Here is a 22,427-nt window from a genome sequence, read left to right on the forward strand (position 1 = left end):
GCCGCCGGGACACCCCGATGGGGGACTCCGCACGTATCCTTAAGTGCTCACCCGACTACGAAAGCGGCCAGCCATGCGCGTCTACGTCCCTTTGACCCTTCCCGGTCTCGCAGAGGCGCACAAGGCGGGCGAGCTCGGTCCCGGTCCGCTGACCGCCTACGCAGTGACGCCTGCGCTCCGCGAGTGGTACCTCTCCGACGACATCGAGGAGCTCGAGTACGCCGCGCTGAGCAGGGCCGCGGCGTCGTCGCTGCGGCTGCTAGCCGGGGACCCCGGCGCGGCACGGCGCCGGGTCGTCGTCGCCGTCGACGTACCGGACAACGCCGCGACCGCGGATCCGGGGCAGGCGCTCGGGTCCGCGTCGCTCGGCGAGGTGCGGATCGCGTCCCCGGTGCCGCTGTCGAAGGCGGCGGCGGTGCACGTGGACTCCGATGAGGCCGAGGCCGATGTGGCCGCGGCGGCGGACGCGCTGGGCGCGGCGGATCACGGGGACGACGACGCGCAGTTCGTCGTGGACGGTGCCGAGGACCATGAGCTGCTCTGGTACGGAGTGCAGGAGATCCCCGGGCTCATCGGCTGATGATTGACGGCTGACGGCTGACGGCTGACGGCTGACGCGGTGCCGCGCGGCGCGGCTCACGGCTCCGGCTGCGGGCCGCGTCCGGTTGTCCGACCCGGTGGTTGTCAGACCCGGCCGGTACCGTTGCTCGGCATGGGGAAGCACAGCGCGCATCTGGTCTGGGACTGGAACGGCACACTGCTCGATGACATCCACACGGTCATCGCGGCGACGAACGCGTCGTTCGCGGAGATAGGGCTGGACCCGATCACCCTGGAGCGGTATCGGGAGCTGTACTGCGTGCCGGTGCCGCGGTTCTACGAGCGGCTCATGGGACGACTGCCCACGGACGACGAGTGGGCGATCATGGACGCGGTCTTTCACAAGCACTACTGGCAGCTGGCCGACGCGTGCGGGCTCACAGCCGGGGCGGCGGAGCTGCTGGCCGAGCGGCAGACGTCGGGGCGTACGCAGTCGCTCCTCTCGCTGGCCCCGCACGAGCATCTGATACCGATCGTGCGGCGACACGGCATCGAGGGCCGCTTCGTGCGGGTCGACGGCCGGATCGGTTCGTCGCACACAGGCAAGGCGGAGCACATGGTGCGGCATCTCACCGCCCTGGTCGGTGTGCCGGCGGAGCGGGTCGTGGTCATCGGCGACGCGGTGGACGACGCGGTCGCGGCGGCGCACGTGGGGGCGAGGGCAGTGCTGTACACCGGGGGATCACACAGCCGGGCGAGCCTGGCGTCGGCGGGGGTGCCGGTCGTCGACAGCCTCGCGGAGGCGGTGATGGTGGCGGAGGAGCTGGCCGCGTAGGCCTTCGGCGCGGTCCCTGCGGGGCCGGCCCTGCACGGCCCCGCCACCGGCCGTCTCCCGTCCGCGGACCGGGGGTGGGCGGGCCGTCTCCCGTCCGGGGTTCGTCGTTCGTGCGTGGGCCCGTCCCTCCCCCAGGACTCCGTCCTGGGGGAGGCCATGCGGAACGACTGTCCACAAACCACGGTGTCAGCCCCCGGTTCGGGGCCGGCCGCGCCCACCGCACCCGAGCCCCGTACTTGGGGTCCGGGCCGAAGCCCCCTTCGCCGGATCAGCTCAGCGGTGCCTTCGCGCGGAGGACCGTGAGGAATTCGCGCATCCAGGCGGAGTGATCGGGCCAGGCGCGGGAGGAGACCAGGGTGCCGTCGACCACGGCCTCGGTGTCCTGGAAGGATGCACCGGCTGCCTGCATGTCGAGTTCGAGGGCCGGGTAGGCCGTGACCCTGCGGCCCGTGAGGCTGCCGGTGGCGGCCGTCAGCAGGGGGCCGTGGCAGATCTGGGCCACGGGCTTGTCCGCGTCGAAGAAGGACTTGAGGATCTTGCGGAGCTCGGGGTCGTTGCGGAGGTACTCCGGGGCCCGGCCGCCCGGGATGACGATCGCGGCGTAGTCGCCCGGATCGACCTCCGAGAAGGCCAGATCGGCGGGCCAGGTGTAGCCCGGCTTCTCCGTGTACGTGTCGAAGCCCGGCTCGAAGTCATGAACCACGAACTGGAGCTTCTTGCGGGCCGGGGCCGCGATGTGGACCTCGTACCCCTCCTCGCGCAGCCGCTGATACGGGTACAGGACCTCCAGGGACTCGGCTGCGTCGCCGGTGACGATCAGGATCTTCGCGCTCATGGCTACTGCTCCCCTGTATCGATTTGTCTGTATCGATTTGTCGGCCTTCGGCCCCCCCACGCCAACCTGCCTCCCCCGCGGCTGTTTGCCAAGAGGGCATGTGTCGCTGTCCAGAGTGTCAAACTTCCGGCCCCGCTTTTGTACACATACGGCTCATGACGGGTCAGGGGGGCGGAGCGATAGCCTTGACCCGTGATCAGCGCGATATGCCGCGGGGGCAGCGAAGCCCCCGGCCTGCGCCCGGTACGCCACAGCGGCCGGGTGCGAGCTGATCTTCCCTGTGGACCCGGGCCCCTTTCCGGACCGGGTGAACCGCATGGATCGTACGGATCGCGTGAACCGCGTGTACCGCGTCGCGGTCACCTGCCGGGCCCGTCTCCCACATTGGCCGATATCGGCCCGGACATCTCTCATCCCGGCATAGCGTCGACCCCGACCGGACACCCCGCGTCGTGGCGTTGTGCCATCTTTTCCACCTACGTCACGCAACGGCGCGCGACAGGAGCCAGAGGACATGCAGACCAAGCTGGACGAAGCCAAGGCCGAGCTGCTCGAGAGGGCCGCGCGGGTAGCTGAGCACAGCCCGGGCGGGGGACAACTTCCGACTGGGTCCGACAGCGGGGACCGTCCTGACCAGGACGCCCTCCTCGCCTACCTCCAGCGCTACTACCTGCACACCGCCCCCGAGGACCTCGCCGACCGCGACCCCGTCGACATCTTCGGCGCAGCTGTCTCGCACTACCGGCTGGCGGAGAACCGCCCGCAGGGCACGGCCAACGTCCGGGTGCACACCCCGACCGTCGAGGAGAACGGCTGGACGTGCAGCCACTCCGTCGTCGAGGTCGTCACCGACGACATGCCCTTCCTCGTCGACTCCGTGACCAACGAGCTGTCCCGCCAGGGCCGCGGCATCCATGTCGTGATCCACCCGCAGCTCGTCGTGCGCCGTGACGTCACCGGCAAGCTCATCGAGGTCCTCAGCGGCGACTCCAGCGGTCACGCCACCGGTGACGGCAGCAACGGCAAGGGCGCCAAGCTGCCGCACGATGCGCTCGTCGAGTCCTGGATCCATGTCGAGATCGACCGCGAGACCGACCGCGCCGATCTGAAGCAGATCACGTCCGACCTGCTGCGTGTCCTGTCCGACGTCCGCGAGGCCGTCGAGGACTGGGAGAAGATGCGCGACGCGGCGCTGCGCATCGCCGAGGAGCTGCCCGGCGAGCCCACCGCCGACGACCTCCGCGACGAGGAGGTCGACGAGGCCCGCGAGCTGCTGCGCTGGCTCTCCGACGACCACTTCACGTTCCTCGGCTACCGCGAGTACAACCTCGTCGACGGCGACGCGCTGGCCGCGGTCCCCGGCACCGGCCTCGGCATCCTCCGCTCCGACCCGCACCACAGCGGCGACGACGCCCACGGCCACCCCGTGAGCCCCTCCTTCAACCGGCTGCCCGCCGATGCCCGCGCCAAGGCCCGTGAGCACAAGCTGCTGATCCTGACCAAGGCCAACAGCCGCGCCACCGTCCACCGCCCGTCGTACCTCGACTACGTCGGCGTGAAGAAGTTCGACGCCGAGGGCAACGTCACCGGTGAGCGGCGCTTCCTCGGTCTGTTCTCCTCGGCCGCGTACACGGAGTCGGTGCGCCGCGTCCCGGTCATCCGCCGCAAGGTCGCCGAGGTCCTCGACGGCGCGGGCTTCTCGCCGCACAGCCACGACGGCCGCGACCTGCTGCAGATCCTGGAGACGTACCCGCGCGACGAGCTGTTCCAGACCCCGCCCGACGAGCTGCGCGAGATCGTCACCAGCGTCCTCTACCTGCAGGAGCGCCGCAGGCTGCGGCTGTACCTGCGCCAGGAGGAGTACGGCCGCTACTACTCGGCCCTCGTGTACCTGCCGCGCGACCGCTTCAACACCACCGTCCGTGAGCGTCTGACCGGCATCCTCAAGGAGGAGCTGGGCGGCACCAGCGTCGACTTCACCCTCATGAGCACCGAGTCGGTGCTCACCCGGCTGCACTTCGTCGTGCGCGTGGCGCCCGGCACCGAGCTGACCCACCTCACCGACTCCGACAAGGAGCGGCTCGAGGCCCGGCTCGTCGAGGCCGCCCGGTCGTGGGCCGACGGCTTCGCCGAGGCGCTCAACGCCGAGCTCGGTGAGGAGCACGCGGCCGAGTTGCTGCGCAAGTACGGCAACGCCTTCCCCGAGGGCTACAAGGCCGACCACACGCCTCGCGCCGCGGTCGCCGACCTGGTCCACCTGGAGCAGCTCGATCTCTCCGGCATGGGCTTCTCGCTCTCCCTCTACGAGCCGGTGGGCGCAGCGCCCGGCGAGCGCCGCTTCAAGATCTACCGGCCGGGCGAGCAGGTCTCCCTCTCCTCCGTGCTGCCGGTCCTGAACCGTCTCGGCGTCGAGGTCCTCGACGAGCGCCCGTACGATCTGCGCTGCGCGGACCGCACGCACGCATGGATCTACGACTTCGGTCTGCGGATGCCGACCCCGAGCGGCAACGGCGGCGACTACCTCGGCGACGACGCCCGTGAGCGCTTCCAGGAGGCCTTCTCCGCCGTGTGGACCGGTGCCGCGGAGAACGACACGTTCAACTCGCTCGTTCTCCGCGCCGGGCTCAACTGGCGCGAGGCCGTGGTGCTGCGCGCCTACGCCAAGTACCTGCGGCAGGCCGGTTCGACCTTCAGCCAGGACTACATGGAGGACACCCTCCTCAACAACGTCCACACCACCCGGCTGCTCGTCAACCTCTTCGAGGCCCGTATGGCGCCGGACCGCCAGCGCGCCGGCACCGAGCTGATCGACGCCCTGCTGGAGGAGCTGGACGCGGCCCTCGACCAGGTCGCCTCCCTGGACGAGGACCGGATCCTCCGCTCCTTCCTCACGCTCATCAAGGCCACCCTCCGGACGAACTTCTTCCAGGAGGCCGAGGGCTTCGAGCCGCACGCCTACGTGTCCATGAAGTTCGACCCGCAGGCCATCCCGGATCTGCCGGCGCCCCGCCCGGCGTACGAGATCTGGGTGTACTCGCCGCGCGTCGAGGGCGTGCACCTGCGCTTCGGCAAGGTCGCGCGCGGCGGTCTGCGCTGGTCCGACCGGCGCGAGGACTTCCGTACCGAGATCCTCGGCCTGGTCAAGGCGCAGATGGTGAAGAACACCGTCATCGTGCCGGTCGGCGCCAAGGGCGGCTTCGTCGCCAAGCAGCTCCCGGACCCGTCCGTGGACCGTGACGCCTGGCTCGCCGAGGGCATCGCCTGCTACAAGACCTTCATCTCGGCGCTGCTCGACATCACCGACAACCTGGTGGCGGGCGAGGTCGTGCCGCCGGCCGAGGTGGTGCGCCACGACGAGGACGACACGTATCTCGTCGTCGCCGCCGACAAGGGCACCGCGACGTTCTCCGACATCGCCAACGAGGTCGCGCTCTCGTACAACTTCTGGCTCGGCGACGCCTTCGCCTCCGGCGGCTCGGCCGGTTACGACCACAAGGGCATGGGCATCACGGCCCGCGGTGCCTGGGAGTCCGTGAAGCGGCACTTCCGCGAGCTGGGCCACGACACCCAGACCGAGGACTTCACCGCGGTCGGCGTCGGCGACATGTCCGGTGACGTGTTCGGCAACGGCATGCTGCTCTCCGAGCACATCCGGCTGGTCGCGGCCTTCGACCACCGCCACATCTTCATCGACCCGGAGCCCGACTCCGCCGTCTCGTACGCCGAGCGCCGCCGGCTGTTCGAGCTGCCCCGCTCGTCGTGGGCGGACTACGACAAGGAGCTGCTGTCCGCGGGCGGCGGCATCCACCCCCGCAGTGCCAAGTCGATCCCGGTCAACGCGCATGTCCGCGAGGCTCTCGGTATCGAGGAGGGGGTCACGAAGATGACCCCGGCCGACCTGATGAAGGCGATCCTGCAGGCGCCGGTCGACCTGCTGTGGAACGGCGGCATCGGCACGTACGTCAAGGCCTCCGCCGAGTCCAACGCCGACGTCGGCGACAAGGCCAACGACGCCATCCGCGTCAACGGCGACGAGCTGCGGGTCAAGGTCGTCGGCGAGGGCGGCAACCTGGGCCTGACCCAGCTCGGCCGCATCGAGTTCGCACGCGGCGGCGGCCGGGTCAACACCGACGCCATCGACAACAGCGCGGGCGTGGACACCTCCGACCACGAGGTGAACATCAAGATCCTGCTGAACGGCCTTGTCGCGGAGGGCGACATGACGGTCAAGCAGCGCAACAAGCTGCTCGCCGAGATGACCGACGAGGTCGGCAAGCTCGTGCTGCGCAACAACTACGCGCAGAACGTGGCCCTGACCAACGCCGTCGCCCAGTCGCCCAGCCTGCTCCACGCCCACCAGCGCTTCATGCGCCGGCTCGGCCGGGACGGCGCGCTGGACCGGGCGCTGGAGTTCCTGCCGAACGACCGTCAGATCCGTGAGCTGCTCAACTCCGGCAGGGGCCTGTCCCAGCCCGAGCTGGCCGTCCTGCTCGCCTACACCAAGATCACGCTGGCGGAGGACCTGATCGGCACCTCGCTGCCGGACGACCCGTATCTGCGGGGTCTGCTGCACGCGTACTTCCCCAAGCCGCTGAGGGAGACGTTCACCGAGGCGGTCGACGGCCACCCGCTGCGCCGCGAGATCGTGACGACGGTTCTGGTCAACGACACCGTCAACACCGGTGGTTCGACCTTCCTGCACCGGCTTCGCGAGGAGACCGGGGCGTCGGTCGAGGAGATCGTCCGGGCGCAGACCGCCGCCCGAGCGATCTTCGGTCTCGGCGAGGTGTGGGACGCCGTCGAGGCGCTCGACAACAAGGTCGCCGCCGACGTGCAGACGCGGATGCGGCTGCACTCGCGCCGTCTCGTCGAGCGCGGCACGCGCTGGCTGCTCGGCAACCGGCCGCAGCCGCTGGAGCTGACGGAGACGATCGACTTCTTCGCCTCGGGCGTCGAGCAGGTGTGGGCCGAGCTGCCGAAGATGCTCCGCGGCGCCGACCTGGACTGGTACCAGGGGCTGCTGGAGGAGTTCACGGCCGCGGGGGTCCCGGAGGACCTGGCCATGCGGGTCGCCGGATTCTCGTCCGCCTTCCCGACGCTCGACATCGTGGCCATCGCGGACCGTACGGGCAAGGACTCGCTGGCCGTCGCCGAGATCTACTACGACCTGGCCGACCGGCTGCGGATCACCGAGCTGATGGACCGGATCATCGAGCTGCCGCGGGCCGACCGCTGGCAGTCCATGGCCCGTGCCTCCATCCGCGAGGACCTGTACGCCGCGCACGCCGCGCTCACCGCGGACGTGCTCTCCGTGGGCAACGGTTCCTCGACGCCGGAGCGCCGCTTCAAGGCGTGGGAGGACAAGAACGCGGCGATCCTGGGCCGGGCGCGGACGACTCTGGAGGAGATCCAGAGCTCGGACACGTTCGACCTGGCGAACCTGTCGGTCGCGATGCGGACGATGCGCCAGCTGCTGCGTACGCACAGCTGACGCTGACGCTCTGATGTGAGTCAGGGGCGCGCACCATCACGGTGCGCGCCCCTTTCGCGCGCTATCTCCGGTGTGCGCTGCCGTCGCGACCCACAGCCGACGGGCCGAGAGCACGGCCGCGGCGAGGAGCAGGCCGTTCCGTACGAGCACGAGCGCGCAGCCGAGCGGGGTGGCCCCGATGACGTCCTCGTACAGCACCGGATACCCGAGTGAGCTGAGCGCGGTCGCCGGCAGGAGCAGCAGGGCGACCGGGCGCTGGGTGGTGTGCCGGGAGGTGAGGCAGACCGCGACCAGGCCGAGCAGCCAGATCAGATACTGCGGGCTGATGACCCGGCTGGTGACGGTGAAGAGGAGGACGGCGCACAGCGCGGCGTCGAACGGCGTGGCCTCCGACCGCTGGCCACGCCCTGCCCGTACCCGCCACAGCAGCAGCCAGCAGAAGGCGGCGGCGGTCAGCAGGAGGGAGAGGCGGGCCACGCCCGTCACATACGGGCCGGTGAACTCGAAGGCCCCGTAGCGGTACACGACCCGTCCGCCGCTGCCGAACAGCCGGGCCAGTGCCAGCGCGGTGCCGCCCAGCGACTCGATCTGGACGCCGCGGCCGCCCTGTTGGCGCAGAAAGCCCAGGGGGTGGGAGAAGCCGAGGGCGAGGACGGCGAGGAGTGCGACGGCAGCGGTGGCCGCCGAGGTCCAGGCCGCCCGGGTGGTACGGCCCCGGGGGGTGCCCAGGAGTGTCAGCGCCGGCCACACCTTGACCAGCGCGCCGAGTGCGGCGAGCGCCCCGCCCAGCCACGGGCGGCGGTGCAGCGCGAGGAGTGCCAGTACGGCCAGGGCGGTGACCTGGACGTCGTAGCGGGCGAGCGGGATGTGCAGCAGGAGGGGCAGACCGCACGTCCACATCCAGGCACCGGCGCCACGGGCTCCGCCGGCCCGGGCGAGGGCCAGGGTGACGGCCGCGTCGGCGAGCAGCGTCAGCGCCACGAAGGCCTGGAAGTAGCTCAGCCAGGGGAGGAGGGCGGGGGAGAGGATCACCGCCCCGGCGCCCGGCGGGTACTGCCAGGTCGGATCGCCCAGGGGGAACGTGCCGCGGCCGAGTTCCTCGTACCAGCGGGTGTAGAGGACGTGCACCTCGCGGGAGACGCCTCCGAAGCCGAGGTCGTCCCGCAGCAGCAGGGCGAGCATCCCGAGCCGGCTCGCGGTCCAGACGGCGCCGAGGGCGAGACGTGCGGGCAGCGATGCGGAAGGGGAGGAGGACGCGGGAGCGGGGGACGGAGAGGGCTCGGGCGCGGCGGCCCGCTGGGTCGTCATCGACCCGCACCCTAGTCCGTTCTGTTCAGCTCCATACGGATCCATGCAGATCCATGTGGAGTTGTGGCTATTTCTTCTTCGTGAAGGCCTCGTACGCCGCGACGACCTCCTTCGCCGGACCGTCCATCCGCAGTGTGCCGGACTCCAGCCAGAGCGCACGGTCGCAGGTCGTCGTGATCGCCGAATTGCTGTGGCTGACCAGGAAGACCGTGCCGGCCTCCGCGCGCAGCTCGGCGATCCGCTCCTGGCTGCGCCGCTGGAACTTGGCGTCGCCCGTCGCCAGCGCCTCGTCGATGAGCAGCACGTCATGGCTCTTGGCCGCGGCGATGGAGAACCGGAGCCGGGCGCCCATGCCGGACGAGTACGTCCGCATCGGCAGGGTGATGAAGTCGCCCTTGTCGTTGATCCCGGAGAAGTCGACGATCTCCTGGTAGCGCTGGTGGATCTCGTCACGGGACATGCCCATCGCGAGCCCGCCGAGGACGACGTTGCGCTCACCGGTCAGATCGCCCATGAGCGCCGCGTTCACGCCCAGCAGCGAGGGCTGGCCGTGGGTGTAGATCCTGCCCTCGGCCGTCGGGAGCAGCCCCGCGATCGCCTTCAGCAGGGTGGACTTGCCCGAACCGTTGGAGCCGATCAGGCCGATCGCCTCGCCCTTGTACGCGGCGAAGCTGACGCCCTTGACGGCGTGCACCTCTCGGCCGCCGCTCCTGCCGGGCTTGCGGGAGATGATCCGGCTGAGCGCGGCGGTGGCGCCGCCGCGGCCGGTCCTTCCGCCGTTGACCTTGTAGGTGATGTGGACGCCGTCGACGACGACGGTCGGTGTCCTGCTCGCTGCGTCGTTCATGGTTGCTGTCTCAGCCACGGCCGTACTGCTCCTCCGCCTTCCAGAAGTACAGGAATCCGCCCACTCCGAAGAGCACGGCCCAGCCGAGGGCGACCGCCCACACATGCGGCGGCAGCTGGGCGGAGGTGTAGCTGTCGATGAGCGCGAAGCGCATCAGATCGATGTAGACGGCGATCGGATTGCACTGCAGGGCCAGGATCACCGCGTGCGGCGGGTGCCGGTGCGCGAGCACCGCCGGGATGCTCCACATCACGCCCGACGCGTACATCCAGGTGCGCAGCAGGAACGGCATCAGCTGGGCGATGTCGGGGGTGCGCGCGGCGAGCCGGGCGACGACCATCGAGATGCCGGTGCTGAAGACGGCCTGGAGCAGCAGGGCCGGGACGGCGAGCAGCCAGGAGGGCTGCGGGAACTTCCCGAAGCACATCAGGATCACGACCAGCGCGCCCATGGAGAACATCAGCTGCTGGAGCTGCTGCAGGGCGAGACCGATCGGGAGCGCGGCACGGGGGAAGTGCAGGGCCCGTACGAGCCCGATGTTGCCCGAGATGGCGCGGGTGCCGGCGGTGATCGAGTTGGCCGTGAAGGTCCAGACGAAGACGCCGGTGACGAGGAACGGTACGAAGTCCTGCACGTTGCGGGCGGTGTCGAGCAGCTCGCCGAAGATGAAGTAGTAGACCGCGGCGTTGAGCAGCGGGGTCATCAGCTGCCAGACCTGCCCGAGCTTCGCCTGGCTGTACTGGGCCGTGAGGCGGGCCGTGGCGAACGCGGTGATGAAGTGCCTGCGCGCCCACAGCTGCCTGATGTACGCGCCGAGCGTCGGGCGGGCCCCGCTCACGGTCAGTCCGTGCCGGGCGGCGAGCTCGCCGAGGCTTTCCACGGGTGGTGTGGGCCGGGTCGCCGGCACGCTGCTCATGCTGCTGCTCACGCTGGTCACTCGCTCGCTTTCGCCGGGTGCAGAGAAGCGCTGGCGATGGGACGGACCCGTATCGTCGCTACGGCGAGGGTAGGACGGATCTACGTCGCAACGCAACCGTCTCGTCGTGATGGGTATGCTCCTGGGCATGACCACGGACCCGGGAACCCCACGACGCGCCCCCGCGGGAGCCGCAGTGCTCCGGGAGGACGTGACCGAAGCGATCCGCACAGCCGTCTTCGAGGAGCTGGCGGCGGTCGGCTTCGCCCGGATGTCGATCGAGGGAATCGCGCGCCGGGCGGGCGTCGGCAAGACCGCGGTCTACCGGCGCTGGAAGTCCAAGCTGTCACTCGTCCTCGACCTGGTCTCGGCCTTCGCCGCGCAGGGGCTGCCCGCACCGTCGACCGGTTCGCTGTACGGGGACGTCCGCGCTCTCCTCGAAGTGGCCTCGCACGCCCTGCGCCACCCCGTGGCCTCCCGGGTCATCCCCGACCTCCTGGTCGAGGCCGCCCGCCATCCGGAGATCTCCGACGCCATCAAGGCCGCCCTGCTCGACCCCCAGCAGGGTGTCGCGGCGCTGGTGGTACGCGACGCGGTCGCCCGCGGCGAGCTGCCGGGGACGGCCGACCCGGACCGCGCTCTCGACCTGATCATCGGCCCGCTGTACTGGCGGCTGGTGGTCGTCCGCAGCGACCTGCCCAAGGGCTACCTGGACGACCTGGCCGCCTCGGCGGTGGCGGCGATGACACGGAGCTGACCCGCACGTGCTGACGGCCCCTCGCGGGGCCGGCGCGCTGGGCCGAGCGGGTGAACGGCCGCCGCCGGTGCGTAGCCCGCGCCGACAGGGGGTCGTTGCTGTGTCGGGCGGGCGGACGGCGCGCCCGAGGCGAGCGGAGGGCACCCCATGAGCTCACCGGCCACGGCGGACGTCCCTGAAGTCCCCGAAGTCCCCGACGTCACCGTCGTCGTCACGGTCCGGGGCGAGGTGCCGTGCCTCACCCGGTGCCTCGACTCGCTCGCCGGGCAGACCATCGGCGAGGACCGCATCGAAGTGATCACCGTCGACGACGGGTCCCCCGACAGAGGCCGGGTGGCGGAGCTGGAACGGTTCTCCGCGCGCCACCCCGGCCTGTGCACCCTGCTCCGTCCCGGCACCGCCAGCCAGGCCGTCGAACGCGCCCGCGGCCGCTATCTGTTCTTCCTCGAAGCCGGCGACTTCCTCGGCCGCGAAGCACTGGAGCGGCTCGTCGACGCGGCCGACATCCACGGCTCCGACGTCGTCCACGCCAAGATCGCGGCCGCGTCCCCGTCCCTGCTCACCCGCACCGAGCCGGACCTGCCGCTGGACCATCCCGGGCTGCCCTGGGAACTGTCCACCACCAAGCTGTTCCGCCGGGACCTGCTCCAGCGGCACGAGTTGCGATTTCGCGAGGACGTCCCTGAAGCCCTCGCCCGGCAGGCCTTCGCCCTCGAAGCACTCTTCCGGGCTGGCCGCGTCTCCGTACGGGCCGACTACGACTACTGCTTCGCCGCGACCGACCCGAACCCGGCGGCCCCCGGGATCGAGGACCTGCTGCGCGGGACGGCCGCGGCGATGGCCGTGACCGCCCGCTTCACCGGGCCCGGTCCGGTCCGCGACGGCTTCCACCACCGCCACTTCGCCGAGGAGGCCGCCGCGATGACCGGCCCCGGCCTCCTGGCCGCGCCGGAACCAGTGCGGCGGCGCGTGTTCGCCGGGCTGCGCCGCATGGTCACCGATCACCTCAGCGAGGCCGTGCTCGCCCGGCTGCGGCCAGGACTGCGGCTGCGCCTGTCCTACGTACGCACAGACGACCTGCCAGGGCTCCTGTCAGTCATCCGGTACGAGGCCGCCCACGGCGTACCGCCCCTGCGCACCGACCTGGTCTCCGCCGCCTGGCGGCGCACCGGCCCCGGCCGCCACACCCTCGTCGTCAACGCCCGCAGCCCGCTGCCCGGTCTTGCCGCTCTCGACGCGACGCCGGTCGGAGTCACCGGCCCGGTCGGACATACCGGCCCGGAGAGCTGCCGCATCGAGCTGCGGCCCGCCGCGGACGGGGCCGGTACGGAGATCGAGGTGCGGATCCCCGCCGAGGCCTTCCCGCCCGGCCGTACCAGGGTCGGTCTGCGCACCGCCCTCCTCGGCACCGAGCACCCCGCCACCGTGGTGGCCGGCGCCCCGCCCCACCGGGCCCACGGGCTGCGCGGACTGCGCCCGTACCGGCTGAACGTGGCCGCCGACGGGACCCGCGAACTCGTCGTCGCCGTCACCCCGGTCGGCCTGCGCCGCCCGCCCCCGGCCGGGAGCCAGGGCCAGGGTCCGGGTCCGGGGCCAAGCTTTGGCGCCTGTCCGGTGGATCTTGCTGTCCAGCCTGTTCCGAACGACAGGCTCTAGCGGAGCGCACGCACCAGAGCCCGGGTCAGCAGCGGCGGCAGCAGGTCACGTACGAGCCGGCGGGTCCGCGGGGCACGCCGTCGCCGTGGCGTGGGGGTGGCGCGCTGCTCCCGGGCCCCGGCCGCGGGCGTCCCGGCCCGGTGGCGGGAGTCCGGATGCGCCGGTGCCTTCGCCTTCCTGCCGTCGATCCGGATCAGCGGCGCCCCCGCCACCTCCTCCACCCCGTGCCACAGGTCCGTCCGCTTCTCCAGCCAGCCGAGCAGCGCCTCCCGCACCTCCTCCGGGTCGCCCCACGTCCCGTACAGCTTGGTGCCGGTGATGCAGACCGGCCGCAGCCGCACGGTGGCGACCGCTCCCCAGACGGCGGCCGCGACACCCGGGCAGTGCTCGGCCCGGAAGTCGTCGAAGACCACGATTCCCCCCGGGGTGAGGAGCTCCTGGGCGGCCTCGATGTCGCCGTGGACGTGCTCGTACAGATGCGAGGCGTCGATGTGGACGAAGCGGCAGCTGCCCGCCCGGACCCGGGAGGCGATCACCGAGGTCGGGGCCTGGACGAGAGTCGGCAGCTCGTCGTGGAAGGAGAGGTAGTTGGTCTCGAAGGCCCGGCGGGTGAGCGTCGCGTACGACCGGTTCATCTCGGCGCTGTTGGAGACGTCGGGAGCGGGCGAGTCCCAGAGGTCGCAGACGGTGAACTCCTCGCCGTCCCGCAGGTACTGGCCGAGGAAGATCGCGCTCTTTCCCATGTACGCGCCGAGTTCGAGCAGATCACCCTCGTGGCCGTGATCGCGCTGGTGGGTCAGGAACCAGTCGAAGAGCAGCTGGTCGACCGGACGGAACCAGCCCTTGACGTCGTCGAGCCGGGCGGGCCTGGGAAGTTCGCCCCCGAGAGGCGCGGCGGCGCCGGCGGCCTCTGCGGGGGACTGCACCTGTGCACTCGTCCTTGACATGGGTGTCTTCTCTCTCGGGACTCAGCGATGGACGTGGTCCTGACGGACGGCCGGCGCCGCTCCGGCGCGGGGCGGGAGTCGACGAAAGCCATGCACCCGGTCGTAGTGGTCGCACATGTCGGGACGATTGCGGGCGGGTGTGGAGCGGATGTTGCCCGTGAGGCGCTCCCGGGAGTGCCGCACGCACGGTCGAGCACGACGACCGTGTGTGCGGACATCGGCACCGGACAGGCCTGGGGGACGACGCGCGGCGGCGTCCCGTTGACGCCGCCGCGCGTGTGCGTTGTGTGGGCTCGTTACTTGACCGCGCCCGCCATCACCCCGGACACGAACTGCCGCTGGAACGCGAAGAACACGGCGAGCGGGATCACCATGGACACGAACGCGCCCGGTGCCAGGACGTCGATGTTGTTGCCGAACTGCCGTACCTGCTGCTGCAGCGCGACCGTGATCGGCGGGGACTCGGAGTCCGCGAAGATCAGCGCGACCAGCATGTCGTTCCAGACCCAGAGGAACTGGAAGATGCCGAGCGAGGCGATCGCGGGAGCGCCGAGCGGCATCACGACACGCGTGAACAGCCGTACCTCGCCCGCCCCGTCGAGCCGGGCGGCCTCCAGCAGCTCCCTCGGGATCTCCGCGAAGAAGTTCCTGAGGAGGAAGATCGCGAAGGGCAGGCCGAAGGCGACATGGAAGATCACGACGCCGACGGTCGTCTCGAAGATCCCGATCGCGCCGAACAGCTTGGACACCGGAACGAGCGCGACCTGCACGGGGACGACGAGCAGCCCGACGACGACCAGGAACCACCAGTCGCGGCCGGGGAACTCCATCCACGCGAAGGCGTACCCGGCGAGTGAGCCGATCACGACGACCAGGACCGTCGAGGGGACGGTGATCAGGACCGTGGAGAGGAGCGAGTGAGTGATGGTTTCGTTCTGCAGCAGCCGGGAGTAGTTCTCGGCCGTGAGCTGCGCGGGTGCGGTGAACACCTCCCACCATCCGCTCGCGTTGATGTCGGCGGGCGAGCGCAGCGAGGAGAGCAGCAGTCCGATCGTGGGCATCAGCCAGAACAGCCCGACCAGCACGAGGAAGACCCGCATCACACCGCCACCCGTGCGGGCGGCGATGCGGGCGGCGAGCGACGGCTTCGCCTTGACGGCGCTGTCGGTGCTCATCGGCGTGTCTCCCTTCGCATCCGCCGGATGTTGAACAGCATCACCGGGATCACCAGCAGCAGGAGCAGTACGGCGATGGCGCTGCCCACGCCCAGGTGCGCGTCCGTGCCGAACGAGGAGCGGTAGAGCTGGAGCGCCAGTACGTTCGCGTCGTCCTGCGCCGAACCGGGCGCGATGATGAACACCAGGTCGAAGATCTTCAGGACGTTGATCATCAGCGTGACGAGCACGACCGCGAGCACCGGCGCGAGCAGCGGAACGGTCACCTTCCGGAAGACCTGCCACTCGTTGGCCCCGTCCACCCGTGCCGCTTCGAGGAGTTCGCGCGGCACAGCCGCCAGGCCCGCCGCGATCAGCACCATCGCGAAGCCCGCCCACATCCACACGTACGAGCCGATGATGGCCGGGGTCACCAGCGACGGGCCCAGCCAGTCGACTCCGTTGTACGGCTCGCGGAAGTTGCTCCCGGGGAGCCGCAGGAAGGCGCCGTCGGCTTCCTCGGGCAGGGAGAACGTACCGTCGGCGGCCGCGGTGGTCGTGGCGACGACCTTGCCGTCCTTGACCGCCTCGATCTTGATGCCCTTGAGGCCCAGCTCCTTGGCGTCGATGGCGTTGGGCCTTCCGCCGCCGCCCCGGGTGAAGTCGAGCCAGGCGGTGCCGGTGACCTTGCCGGGATCCGTCGCCGGGGCCTTCGCCGGCTTCGCGTCGTCCGGCATCTTCGCGGGCGCGACCCCGACGAGCGGGAGCTGGACGGCGGTGCCCGGCGTGACCGGCTTCTTGGTGATGAACGCCCCGCCGCCCGCCGCCTCCAGCGGATGGACGGGAAGAGGACGCGCCCGGGTGAAGCCCGCCGACTCCGAGAACGTGTCGTGCACGCCCACCCAGACCGCGTTGGCGACCCCGCGCTCCGGGTCCTGCTCGTACACCAGCCGGAAGATGATGCCCGCGGCGAGCATCGAGATCGCCATCGGCATGAAGACGATCAGCTTGAACGCCGTGCCCCAGCGGACCCGCTCGGTGAGCACGGCGAAGATCAGCCCGAGCGCCGTCGCGACGGTCGGTGCGACGACCACCCAGATCGCGTTGTTCTTGACCGCGGTCAGGATGGTGTCGTCGGAGAAGATCTCCACGTAATTGCCGAAACCGGCGAAACCGCTGCCGGACTGGTCGAAGAAGGACCGGTAGAGCGAGTACCCGATCGGGTAGACCACGAGCGCGCCGAGCAGCACCAGCGCGGGCAGCAGGAAGCCGGCCGCGACGAGGCGGCGGGTGCCGGTCACACTCTTGCGTACGCCCCTGGCGGCGGCGGGCGCGGTGCCCTCCGCCGCTCCTGGAGAGGCCTTGGGGGGCGTCATCGCGGCATCAGTTCTTGTACGCCTTGGCCGCGTCGGCCTCCAGCCGCTGCTGGGTGCCGGCGACGTCCTTCGGGTTCTTCAGGAAGTCCTGGAGGGCCTTCCACTCGCCCTTGCCGGGCGTGCCGCCGAACGACTGCGGCATCTGGTCCGACATGTCGAAGCGGAAGTCGTCGCCCGCGGCGATGAGCGCCTTGGCGATGTCGCGCTGGACGTCGTTCGGATACGCGGCGACATCCAGGGACTTGTTCGGGGAGATGAAACCGCCGGACTCCGCCCAGATCTTCGCCGCGTCCGGAGAGGCGAGGAAGGTCAGCAGCGCCTGCGCGCCCTTGGAGTCCTTCAGCGCGACCGCCGCGTCGCCGCCGGTCACCACCGGGGGCTCGGCGCCGACCGCGGGGAACGGGAACACCTTGGCCTCCGTACCGATCTTCGCCCCGGTCTCGGCGATGTTGACGGTGACGAAGTCGCCCTCGAAGACCATCGCGCCCTTGGGCTGGTCACCACCGGTGAAGGTCTGCGTGACGGACTTGGGGAACTCCGTCTGCAGGGCCCCGTCCGCGCCGCCCGCGATCAGCTCCGGCTTGCCGAACAGCTCGGCGAGCGTGGTGAGGGCCTGCTTGACGGACGGGTCCGTCCACTTGATCTCGTGCTTGGCGAGCTGGTCGTACTTCTCCGGTCCGGCCTGCGAGAGATAGACGTTCTCGAACCAGTCGGTGAGCGTCCAGCCGTCCGCGCCGGCGACCGACACCGGTGTGACTCCGGACGCGGAGATCGTCTCGGCCGTCGTCAGGAATTCCTTCCAGGTCTTGGGGACCGTGGCGCCGGCGTTCTCGAAGACCGCGTTGTTGTACCAGATGAGGGACTTGTTGGCGGCCTTGAAGTACACGCCGTACGCGGTGCCGTCGACGGAGCCGAGATCCTGCCAGCCCTTGGCGTAGTTCTTGGCGAGCTGCGCCTTTGCCTCCGGGCCGACGGGCTTGGCCCACTTCTTCGCCACGGCCTGCTGGACGGCGCCGACCTGCGGCAGCATGGCGACGTCGGGCGGGCTCCCGCCGGCGATCTTCGTGCCGAGGAAGTTGACGATCGGGTCCTGCGCGGGCACGAAGGTGACGGTCGCCCCGGTGCGCTTCTCGAACTCCTTCAGAACCTTCGTGAAGTTCTCCTGCTCGGGACCCGTCCAGACCGCGGCGACCTCGATCTTCTGCCCGTCCAGCTTGGGCAGCTGGACGGTGGGCGCGGACTGTGTGCCCTTCGTCGCGTCCGGTGCGCCTCCGTCGCCGCCGTCCTTGTCGCCCCCACAGCCGGCGAGGCCGAGCGCGCCCAGTGCGACGAGCGCCACGACGGCTCTGCTGCGAGTCCTACGACCTGCACCGGTCCTACGACCTGCACCGGTCGTACGAGCTGTACGAGTCGTGCGAGCTGTGCGAGTTGTGCGCATCACTGCCCCGTCTCTCCCGCGCGTGTGGAGGGACGCAGCCGTGACGTAGGCAGCGCCGCTCCCGTCCCGTGCGGTCAGGTCTACGCCCGGGGGAGGGGCGAGGCAATAGCACCTTCGCTGTCAACTGGGTGATCGTGATGGCCTCGTGACGTGCTGTCAGGGGCGGGACTTGCCGTGGCCCGGTCAGGAGCGGGCCGGGTTCAGGGGCCCGGGACTTGCCGTGGCCCGGTCAGGAGCGGGCCGGGGTAAGGGGCGGCAGCGGGGCCGCGTCGACCGAGCGGGCCGCCCGGTCCAGCGCACTGGCCAGCAGCGCCAGGTCCGTCGGCCCGTTGCCGAGCTCACGGACCGGGCGCCGGGCCGGCGGGTCGCCCATCCGCTCCCACTCCAGCTCCACCACCGTGGGCCGCTGGGTCGCCGTACGGGGGATGCGGCCCGTCACCCGGCCGCCCTGGAACGGGGTCACCCGGCCGTCCGGATGTCCCAGCCTGCCGCGGCCGGGGGCCGGGTCCTCCGGTCCGGGAGCCACCGGCGGCGCGTCCAGCACGACGCGCAGCCGCGCCCCGTGCGCCAGCTCCGTGTCCGCCGTCCGGTCGGGCCGGGCGGATGTCGCGACCAGATGCACGCCGAGCCGCTCGCCGTCCCTGGCCACGGCCTCCAGCGCCCGGACGACGGAACCGGCCGCCGGGCGGCCCGGGCTGCCGAGCGCCGGCGCGATCAGGGCGTCGTAGTCATCGGCGAGCACGACGAGCCGGGGCAGCGGCGGCGGTGCCTCCGCCTTCGTACGGGCACCGGCCGGGCGGAGCCTGAGCGTGCCGCCGGCGGACGGTTCCAGATCGCCGCGCGACTCCCCGGGGCTGGGCGGCCGCTGCCCGACGAGCCGCTCGGACACCTCGCGCCGTGTGTGCCATTCGGTGAAGCTCTCCCTGCCGAGCAGCTCGGACCGCCGTTTCAGCTCCGCCCCGAGCGCCTGCGCGAACTCCCGCATCCGGACCGGGTCCGAGGCGACCAGGTGCTCGGTGACATGGGGGAGCTCGGTGAGCGCCGCGAGGCCCTCGCCGCGCTCACCGCCCGCGCCGTCGACCAGCAGCAGCCCGAGCCGGTCCGGCCGGCCGGCCGCGGCCAGCGACGCGGCGATCGAGCGGAGCAGTTCCGTACGGCCGCTGCCCGCCGGGCCCTCGATCAGCAGGTGAGGGCCCTCCGCGGTGAGATCGACGGCGACCGGGCCGCGCGGGCCCGCGCCGAGCACCGCCGTACCGTCCGCGCCGAGCACCGCCGTACCGTCCGCGGCGGACGCCCAACGGGCCATCAGCGAGGCGGGGGTGGCCCGGGCCAGACCCAGCTCGTCGAGCAGCCGGGCCGACTGGGGCAGCGGCGCGGTCATGGCCCGGCCGGCCGCCGACGCGCCGTCCGCGTCGGCCCGCAGCGGAGCCAGCGCCCGCCCGAACCGCTCGGCCCACGCCGCTGACACCGCGTCCACGGCGGCGACCGTGCCATGGCCGGCCGGCTGTCCCGCGGCTGTACGCAGCAGCCGCAGCGCCGTCGCCACATCGCCGCTGAGCAGCGCGACGGCCCCGCACTCCCGGAACGCGAGCGACGCCGCGCAGGCCTCTTCGTACGTCGCCGCCACCGGGGAGAGCGGTGAGGCGGCCGGGGTCTCGGCCAGGCAGAGGACATGGACACCCCCGGCGGCGCCCGCTCCGGCGAGCCTCGCCGTGGTCTCGCGCAGCGCGGCGGAACCCGGATCGCCGTCCAGGATCACCAGCGTCCGCGGCCCCGCGTACCTGGCCGCGGTCTCCTCGACCGCGCGGCGCTCCGCGCTGGGCCAGCCGGGGCCGAGCGGCCCGTCGTCCAGCCGCCGGGTCAGCTCGGCGGCACGGGCGGTGGCCTGGTCCTTGTCGTACGCGACGAGGAGCCGGCAGTCCTGGCCGTGCGCGGGCCGCAGATGCGGCAGCCAGCCGAGCCAGCCCCATTCGTGCTTGCGCTCCTCCAGCGGCCTGGCCCGGTCCGTGCTGATCAGCACGATCTCCAGGTCGGCGGGAGAGTGCAGGGCGGCGAGCTGCGCCACCACGGACCGGGCGAGACCGGCGAGCCGCGCGCGAGGGCCGGCGAGCCCGAGCGACCCTGCCTCGCGCAGCCCCACGGTGACGGGGACGGCGGGCGTGTCCGCGCGGTCCGCGGTGCCGAGCCGGACGACCAGCGCCTCGGGGTGCCCGGTCCCGCGCTCCCACAGCCGCGGCCCCGGCCCGAGGGCGGTGAGCAGCACGGCGGCGGGATCGGGCCAGGTCTCGACGACGGGTGCCGTGGCGGCGCCAATGGGCTCCGCGCCTGCGGCGCCCTCGTCGTGGGCCTCTTCCCTGGCCCCGGCGAGCCGTCGCGCCCAGGCGCCTATGCCACGCCTGCGCGCGCCGCCTTCGCCCCGGGCACGCCGCCCGGCGCCTGCGCCGGACGTGCCACCGCCCTCGCGGGCCGCGCGCGCCTCGCCGTGTCCCGTGCCGTCTGCGCCTGTGTCGCCCTGGCCGGTGCCGTGTGCGCTTGTCCCGCCCTGACCGGTGTCGTATCCGCCTGTGCCGCCCCGGCCTGCGCCGCTTCGGTTGGCGCCGGTCCGGGCGTCGGCTCCGCCCCCGTGTGTAGTGTCCCCGCCGGCCGGCCTGGTGCCGTCGGCTCGCGGCCCGCCGTGGCCGGCGCCGTCGCCGACCGCGCCGCCGTGCGCCTCGCGGGACCGGCTCGCGTCCGTACGGTGGCCCGCGCCGTGTGTGACGTCGCCACTGGCTGCGTCAGCGCTGCCGGCGCGCGTGTGGCCGGTGCCGCGTCCACCACCGGGAGTGCCGTCGTGCCTGCCCGGGGCGGCCCACTGGTCCGCGCCGTGTGCCGTGTCGCCCGTGGCCACGCCGGTGCCCGTGCGGGTGCCCGTGCCGCCATGAGGAGTCGCGCCGCTGCCCGGTGCCTGCCCGTACCCGGCGGAGCTCCCGCGGCTGCCCGGGGCGTCCCACTGGCCTGCGCCGCCACTGCCCGTGCCCGTGCCGGCCCCGGGCGCGTGTCCGCCGCGGACCTCGAGCCCGTACGTCTCCGTCCCGCCGCCGGGGGCGGCCGGCCGCGGATCTCGGGTGCCGTGCCCGTACGCCCCGGCCCGCCCGTGGCTCGGGGTGCCGTCGTCGCCGGACTCCGAGGGCGGGTCCTGGGACGCGCCGCCCGGGCGCTCGGTCGTGGTCCAGGAGGGACCACCGCCGCCCGGCCGGCCGCCGGGCTCCGAGGGCGCACGCTGCGCCGATACGCGGTCGCCCCCGCCCGGCCCGGACGGCTGCGAAGCGTCCGCGTCGCGCCGGCGGGCCCAGGACGGGATCCTGTCCGCCGGGCGCGCCCGGCCGTGGTCGGGGCTGCCCGGCTCCGCGGGGGCGGTGTCGTCATGAGCCCCCGTGCCGGACCCGTCGCGCCGCACCCGCAGATGGCCCTCGCCGTCCGGGGTCGTCGACAGCCGCGATGCGCCGCCCGCCGGCGCCGTCAGCCGGAGGGTGGACTCGCCGAGGCGCAGCAGCGCGCCAGGGGCCAGCCGGACCGGGCGGGGGCCGACCTCCACGCCGTCCAGCGCCGTGCCGTTCGTCGAGCCGAGGTCCGCCACCGTGACCCGGCCGTCGTCCGCGACCGTCACCTCGCAGTGCAGCCGCGACACATCGGGGTCATCGAGCGGAACATCCGCCTCCACCGAGCGGCCGACCCGGATCCGGCCGCCGTGCAGCAGATGCACCCCGCCCGCGTCGGGACCCGCGACCACATGGAGCTGGGGGTGCACGCCTCCGCCGTCGTCGTCGGCCGTCTCGTCCTCACCGGGGACCTGGAGCGACAGCACCGCGCCGTCCACGAGCGGCGGTTCGCCCAGGGCGCACCGCTGGGCGTCGAGCCGCTCCCGGCCCGCGTACAGCACGACCGTCCCGGACGGCGCGTCCGGTCCCGACACGGCTGCGGCGAGCCCGGAGGCCACCGCGGCGAGCGCCGTCCCGGCAGGGGCGGTGACGAGCACATCGCACACGCGCCCGCCGGCCTGCGCGGCCGAGGCCGCGGTGACGGACTGGCCGCTGCGCGGCGCGAGGACGGTCAGCCGGATCTGCATCGCCGTCAGCGGTCCCTTCTGCGCGGGGTGCCCGGCAGGGGAGCCGCCCTGTGATTCCCCCCACCCGGCAGGTCGGCACGGCGCAGGGCTCTCCCGACCCCACAACTCCGTGCTGGAGGCATCCTCGCATCCGTCACTGACAACACGCCCGGGGGCCAGCATCAAGTGATCTTGATTGGTCGGCTCTGGACGTAAAAGTGCCTGGTTGGGATCGCCTCTGCC

General features: G+C 72.1%; 14 protein-coding genes. 5 read left to right on the plus strand and 9 right to left on the minus strand.

The window, feature by feature from the left end; all coding sequences use genetic code 11:
• The first annotated feature begins 73 nt into the window (after positions 1–73).
• Both AC0699_RS19050 and AC0699_RS19055 read left to right on the plus strand, forming a co-directional pair.
• Positions 74–580: a DUF6912 family protein gene (locus AC0699_RS19050; RefSeq protein ID WP_478661492.1), complete on the plus strand. Its 507-nt coding sequence runs from the start codon at positions 74–76 to the stop codon at positions 578–580.
• Between the two features lie 132 nt (positions 581–712).
• Positions 713–1,375: an HAD family hydrolase gene (locus tag AC0699_RS19055; protein WP_478661493.1), complete on the plus strand. Its 663-nt coding sequence runs from the start codon at positions 713–715 to the stop codon at positions 1,373–1,375.
• Positions 1,376–1,643: 268 nt separating this feature from the next.
• On the opposite strand, the gene AC0699_RS19060 is transcribed toward AC0699_RS19055, so the two are convergent.
• Positions 1,644–2,210, minus strand: a complete 567-nt coding sequence (locus tag AC0699_RS19060) for a DJ-1/PfpI family protein (protein ID WP_478661495.1) — start codon at positions 2,208–2,210, stop codon at positions 1,644–1,646.
• 514 nt (positions 2,211–2,724) lie between these two features.
• On the opposite strand from AC0699_RS19060, the gene AC0699_RS19065 reads away from it, so the two are divergent.
• A complete protein-coding gene (locus AC0699_RS19065; RefSeq protein ID WP_478661497.1) occupies positions 2,725–7,701 on the plus strand; it encodes an NAD-glutamate dehydrogenase in 4,977 nt (1,658 codons plus the stop codon).
• A gap of 36 nt (positions 7,702–7,737) precedes the next feature.
• Here the strand turns inward: AC0699_RS19065 and AC0699_RS19070 are convergent, their stop codons facing one another.
• The 3 genes from AC0699_RS19070 to AC0699_RS19080 all read right to left on the minus strand — a co-directional run bounded on the left by AC0699_RS19070 (position 7,738) and on the right by AC0699_RS19080 (position 10,772).
• A complete protein-coding gene (locus AC0699_RS19070) occupies positions 7,738–9,009 on the minus strand; it encodes a glycosyltransferase 87 family protein (RefSeq protein ID WP_478661500.1) in 1,272 nt (423 codons plus the stop codon).
• A 67-nt stretch (positions 9,010–9,076) separates the two neighbouring features.
• A complete protein-coding gene (locus AC0699_RS19075) occupies positions 9,077–9,856 on the minus strand; it encodes an ABC transporter ATP-binding protein (protein WP_478661783.1) in 780 nt (259 codons plus the stop codon).
• A 10-nt stretch (positions 9,857–9,866) separates the two neighbouring features.
• Positions 9,867–10,772 carry an ABC transporter permease gene (locus AC0699_RS19080; protein WP_478661502.1) on the minus strand — a complete coding sequence of 302 codons (906 nt, stop codon included), beginning with the start codon at positions 10,770–10,772 and terminating at the stop codon, positions 9,867–9,869.
• A 148-nt stretch (positions 10,773–10,920) separates the two neighbouring features.
• Between AC0699_RS19080 and AC0699_RS19085 the strand changes: the two genes are divergently transcribed.
• A complete protein-coding gene (locus AC0699_RS19085) occupies positions 10,921–11,529 on the plus strand; it encodes a TetR/AcrR family transcriptional regulator (protein WP_478661505.1) in 609 nt (202 codons plus the stop codon).
• A 147-nt stretch (positions 11,530–11,676) separates the two neighbouring features.
• Entirely contained in the window at positions 11,677–13,185 is a 1,509-nt protein-coding gene (locus AC0699_RS19090; protein WP_478661508.1) for a glycosyltransferase family 2 protein, read from the plus strand.
• Here AC0699_RS19090 and AC0699_RS19095 read toward each other — a convergent pair.
• The 5 genes from AC0699_RS19095 to AC0699_RS19115 form a co-directional block, all read right to left on the minus strand.
• Entirely contained in the window at positions 13,182–14,132 is a 951-nt protein-coding gene (locus AC0699_RS19095) for a class I SAM-dependent methyltransferase (protein ID WP_478661510.1), read from the minus strand. The two genes, AC0699_RS19090 and AC0699_RS19095, sit on opposite strands and share 4 nt — an antisense overlap.
• Positions 14,133–14,428: 296 nt before the next feature.
• A complete protein-coding gene (locus AC0699_RS19100) occupies positions 14,429–15,307 on the minus strand; it encodes a carbohydrate ABC transporter permease (RefSeq protein ID WP_478661514.1) in 879 nt (292 codons plus the stop codon).
• Positions 15,304–16,662 carry a carbohydrate ABC transporter permease gene (locus tag AC0699_RS19105; protein ID WP_478661517.1) on the minus strand — a complete coding sequence of 453 codons (1,359 nt, stop codon included), beginning with the start codon at positions 16,660–16,662 and terminating at the stop codon, positions 15,304–15,306. Before AC0699_RS19105 ends, AC0699_RS19100 begins: the two co-directional genes overlap by 4 nt.
• Positions 16,663–16,669: 7 nt before the next feature.
• Positions 16,670–18,100 carry an ABC transporter substrate-binding protein gene (locus tag AC0699_RS19110; protein ID WP_478661520.1) on the minus strand — a complete coding sequence of 477 codons (1,431 nt, stop codon included), beginning with the start codon at positions 18,098–18,100 and terminating at the stop codon, positions 16,670–16,672.
• 229 nt (positions 18,101–18,329) lie between these two features.
• Positions 18,330–22,205 carry an FHA domain-containing protein gene (locus tag AC0699_RS19115; RefSeq protein ID WP_478661522.1) on the minus strand — a complete coding sequence of 1,292 codons (3,876 nt, stop codon included), beginning with the start codon at positions 22,203–22,205 and terminating at the stop codon, positions 18,330–18,332.
• Positions 22,206–22,427 lie beyond the last annotated feature (222 nt).

It is taken from the genome of Streptomyces sp. NPDC043870, assembly GCF_056435785.1.

Bases quoted from the DNA above. Each gene is read 5' to 3' on its own strand.
- AC0699_RS19065 (WP_478661497.1), top strand. From the start codon at position 2,725: ATGCAGACCAAGCTGGACGAAGCCAAGGCCGAGCTGCTCGAGAGGGCC.
- AC0699_RS19090 (WP_478661508.1), top strand. From the start codon at position 11,677: ATGAGCTCACCGGCCACGGCGGACGTCCCTGAAGTCCCCGAAGTCCCC.
- AC0699_RS19060 (WP_478661495.1), bottom strand. From the start codon at position 2,210: ATGAGCGCGAAGATCCTGATCGTCACCGGCGACGCAGCCGAGTCCCTG.
- AC0699_RS19070 (WP_478661500.1), bottom strand. From the start codon at position 9,009: ATGACGACCCAGCGGGCCGCCGCGCCCGAGCCCTCTCCGTCCCCCGCT.
- AC0699_RS19055 (WP_478661493.1), top strand. From the start codon at position 713: ATGGGGAAGCACAGCGCGCATCTGGTCTGGGACTGGAACGGCACACTG.
- AC0699_RS19095 (WP_478661510.1), bottom strand. From the start codon at position 14,132: ATGTCAAGGACGAGTGCACAGGTGCAGTCCCCCGCAGAGGCCGCCGGC.
- AC0699_RS19100 (WP_478661514.1), bottom strand. From the start codon at position 15,307: ATGAGCACCGACAGCGCCGTCAAGGCGAAGCCGTCGCTCGCCGCCCGC.
- AC0699_RS19080 (WP_478661502.1), bottom strand. From the start codon at position 10,772: ATGAGCAGCGTGCCGGCGACCCGGCCCACACCACCCGTGGAAAGCCTC.
- AC0699_RS19075 (WP_478661783.1), bottom strand. From the start codon at position 9,856: ATGAACGACGCAGCGAGCAGGACACCGACCGTCGTCGTCGACGGCGTC.
- AC0699_RS19115 (WP_478661522.1), bottom strand. From the start codon at position 22,205: ATGCAGATCCGGCTGACCGTCCTCGCGCCGCGCAGCGGCCAGTCCGTC.
- AC0699_RS19105 (WP_478661517.1), bottom strand. From the start codon at position 16,662: ATGACGCCCCCCAAGGCCTCTCCAGGAGCGGCGGAGGGCACCGCGCCC.
- AC0699_RS19085 (WP_478661505.1), top strand. From the start codon at position 10,921: ATGACCACGGACCCGGGAACCCCACGACGCGCCCCCGCGGGAGCCGCA.
- AC0699_RS19110 (WP_478661520.1), bottom strand. From the start codon at position 18,100: ATGCGCACAACTCGCACAGCTCGCACGACTCGTACAGCTCGTACGACC.
- AC0699_RS19050 (WP_478661492.1), top strand. From the start codon at position 74: ATGCGCGTCTACGTCCCTTTGACCCTTCCCGGTCTCGCAGAGGCGCAC.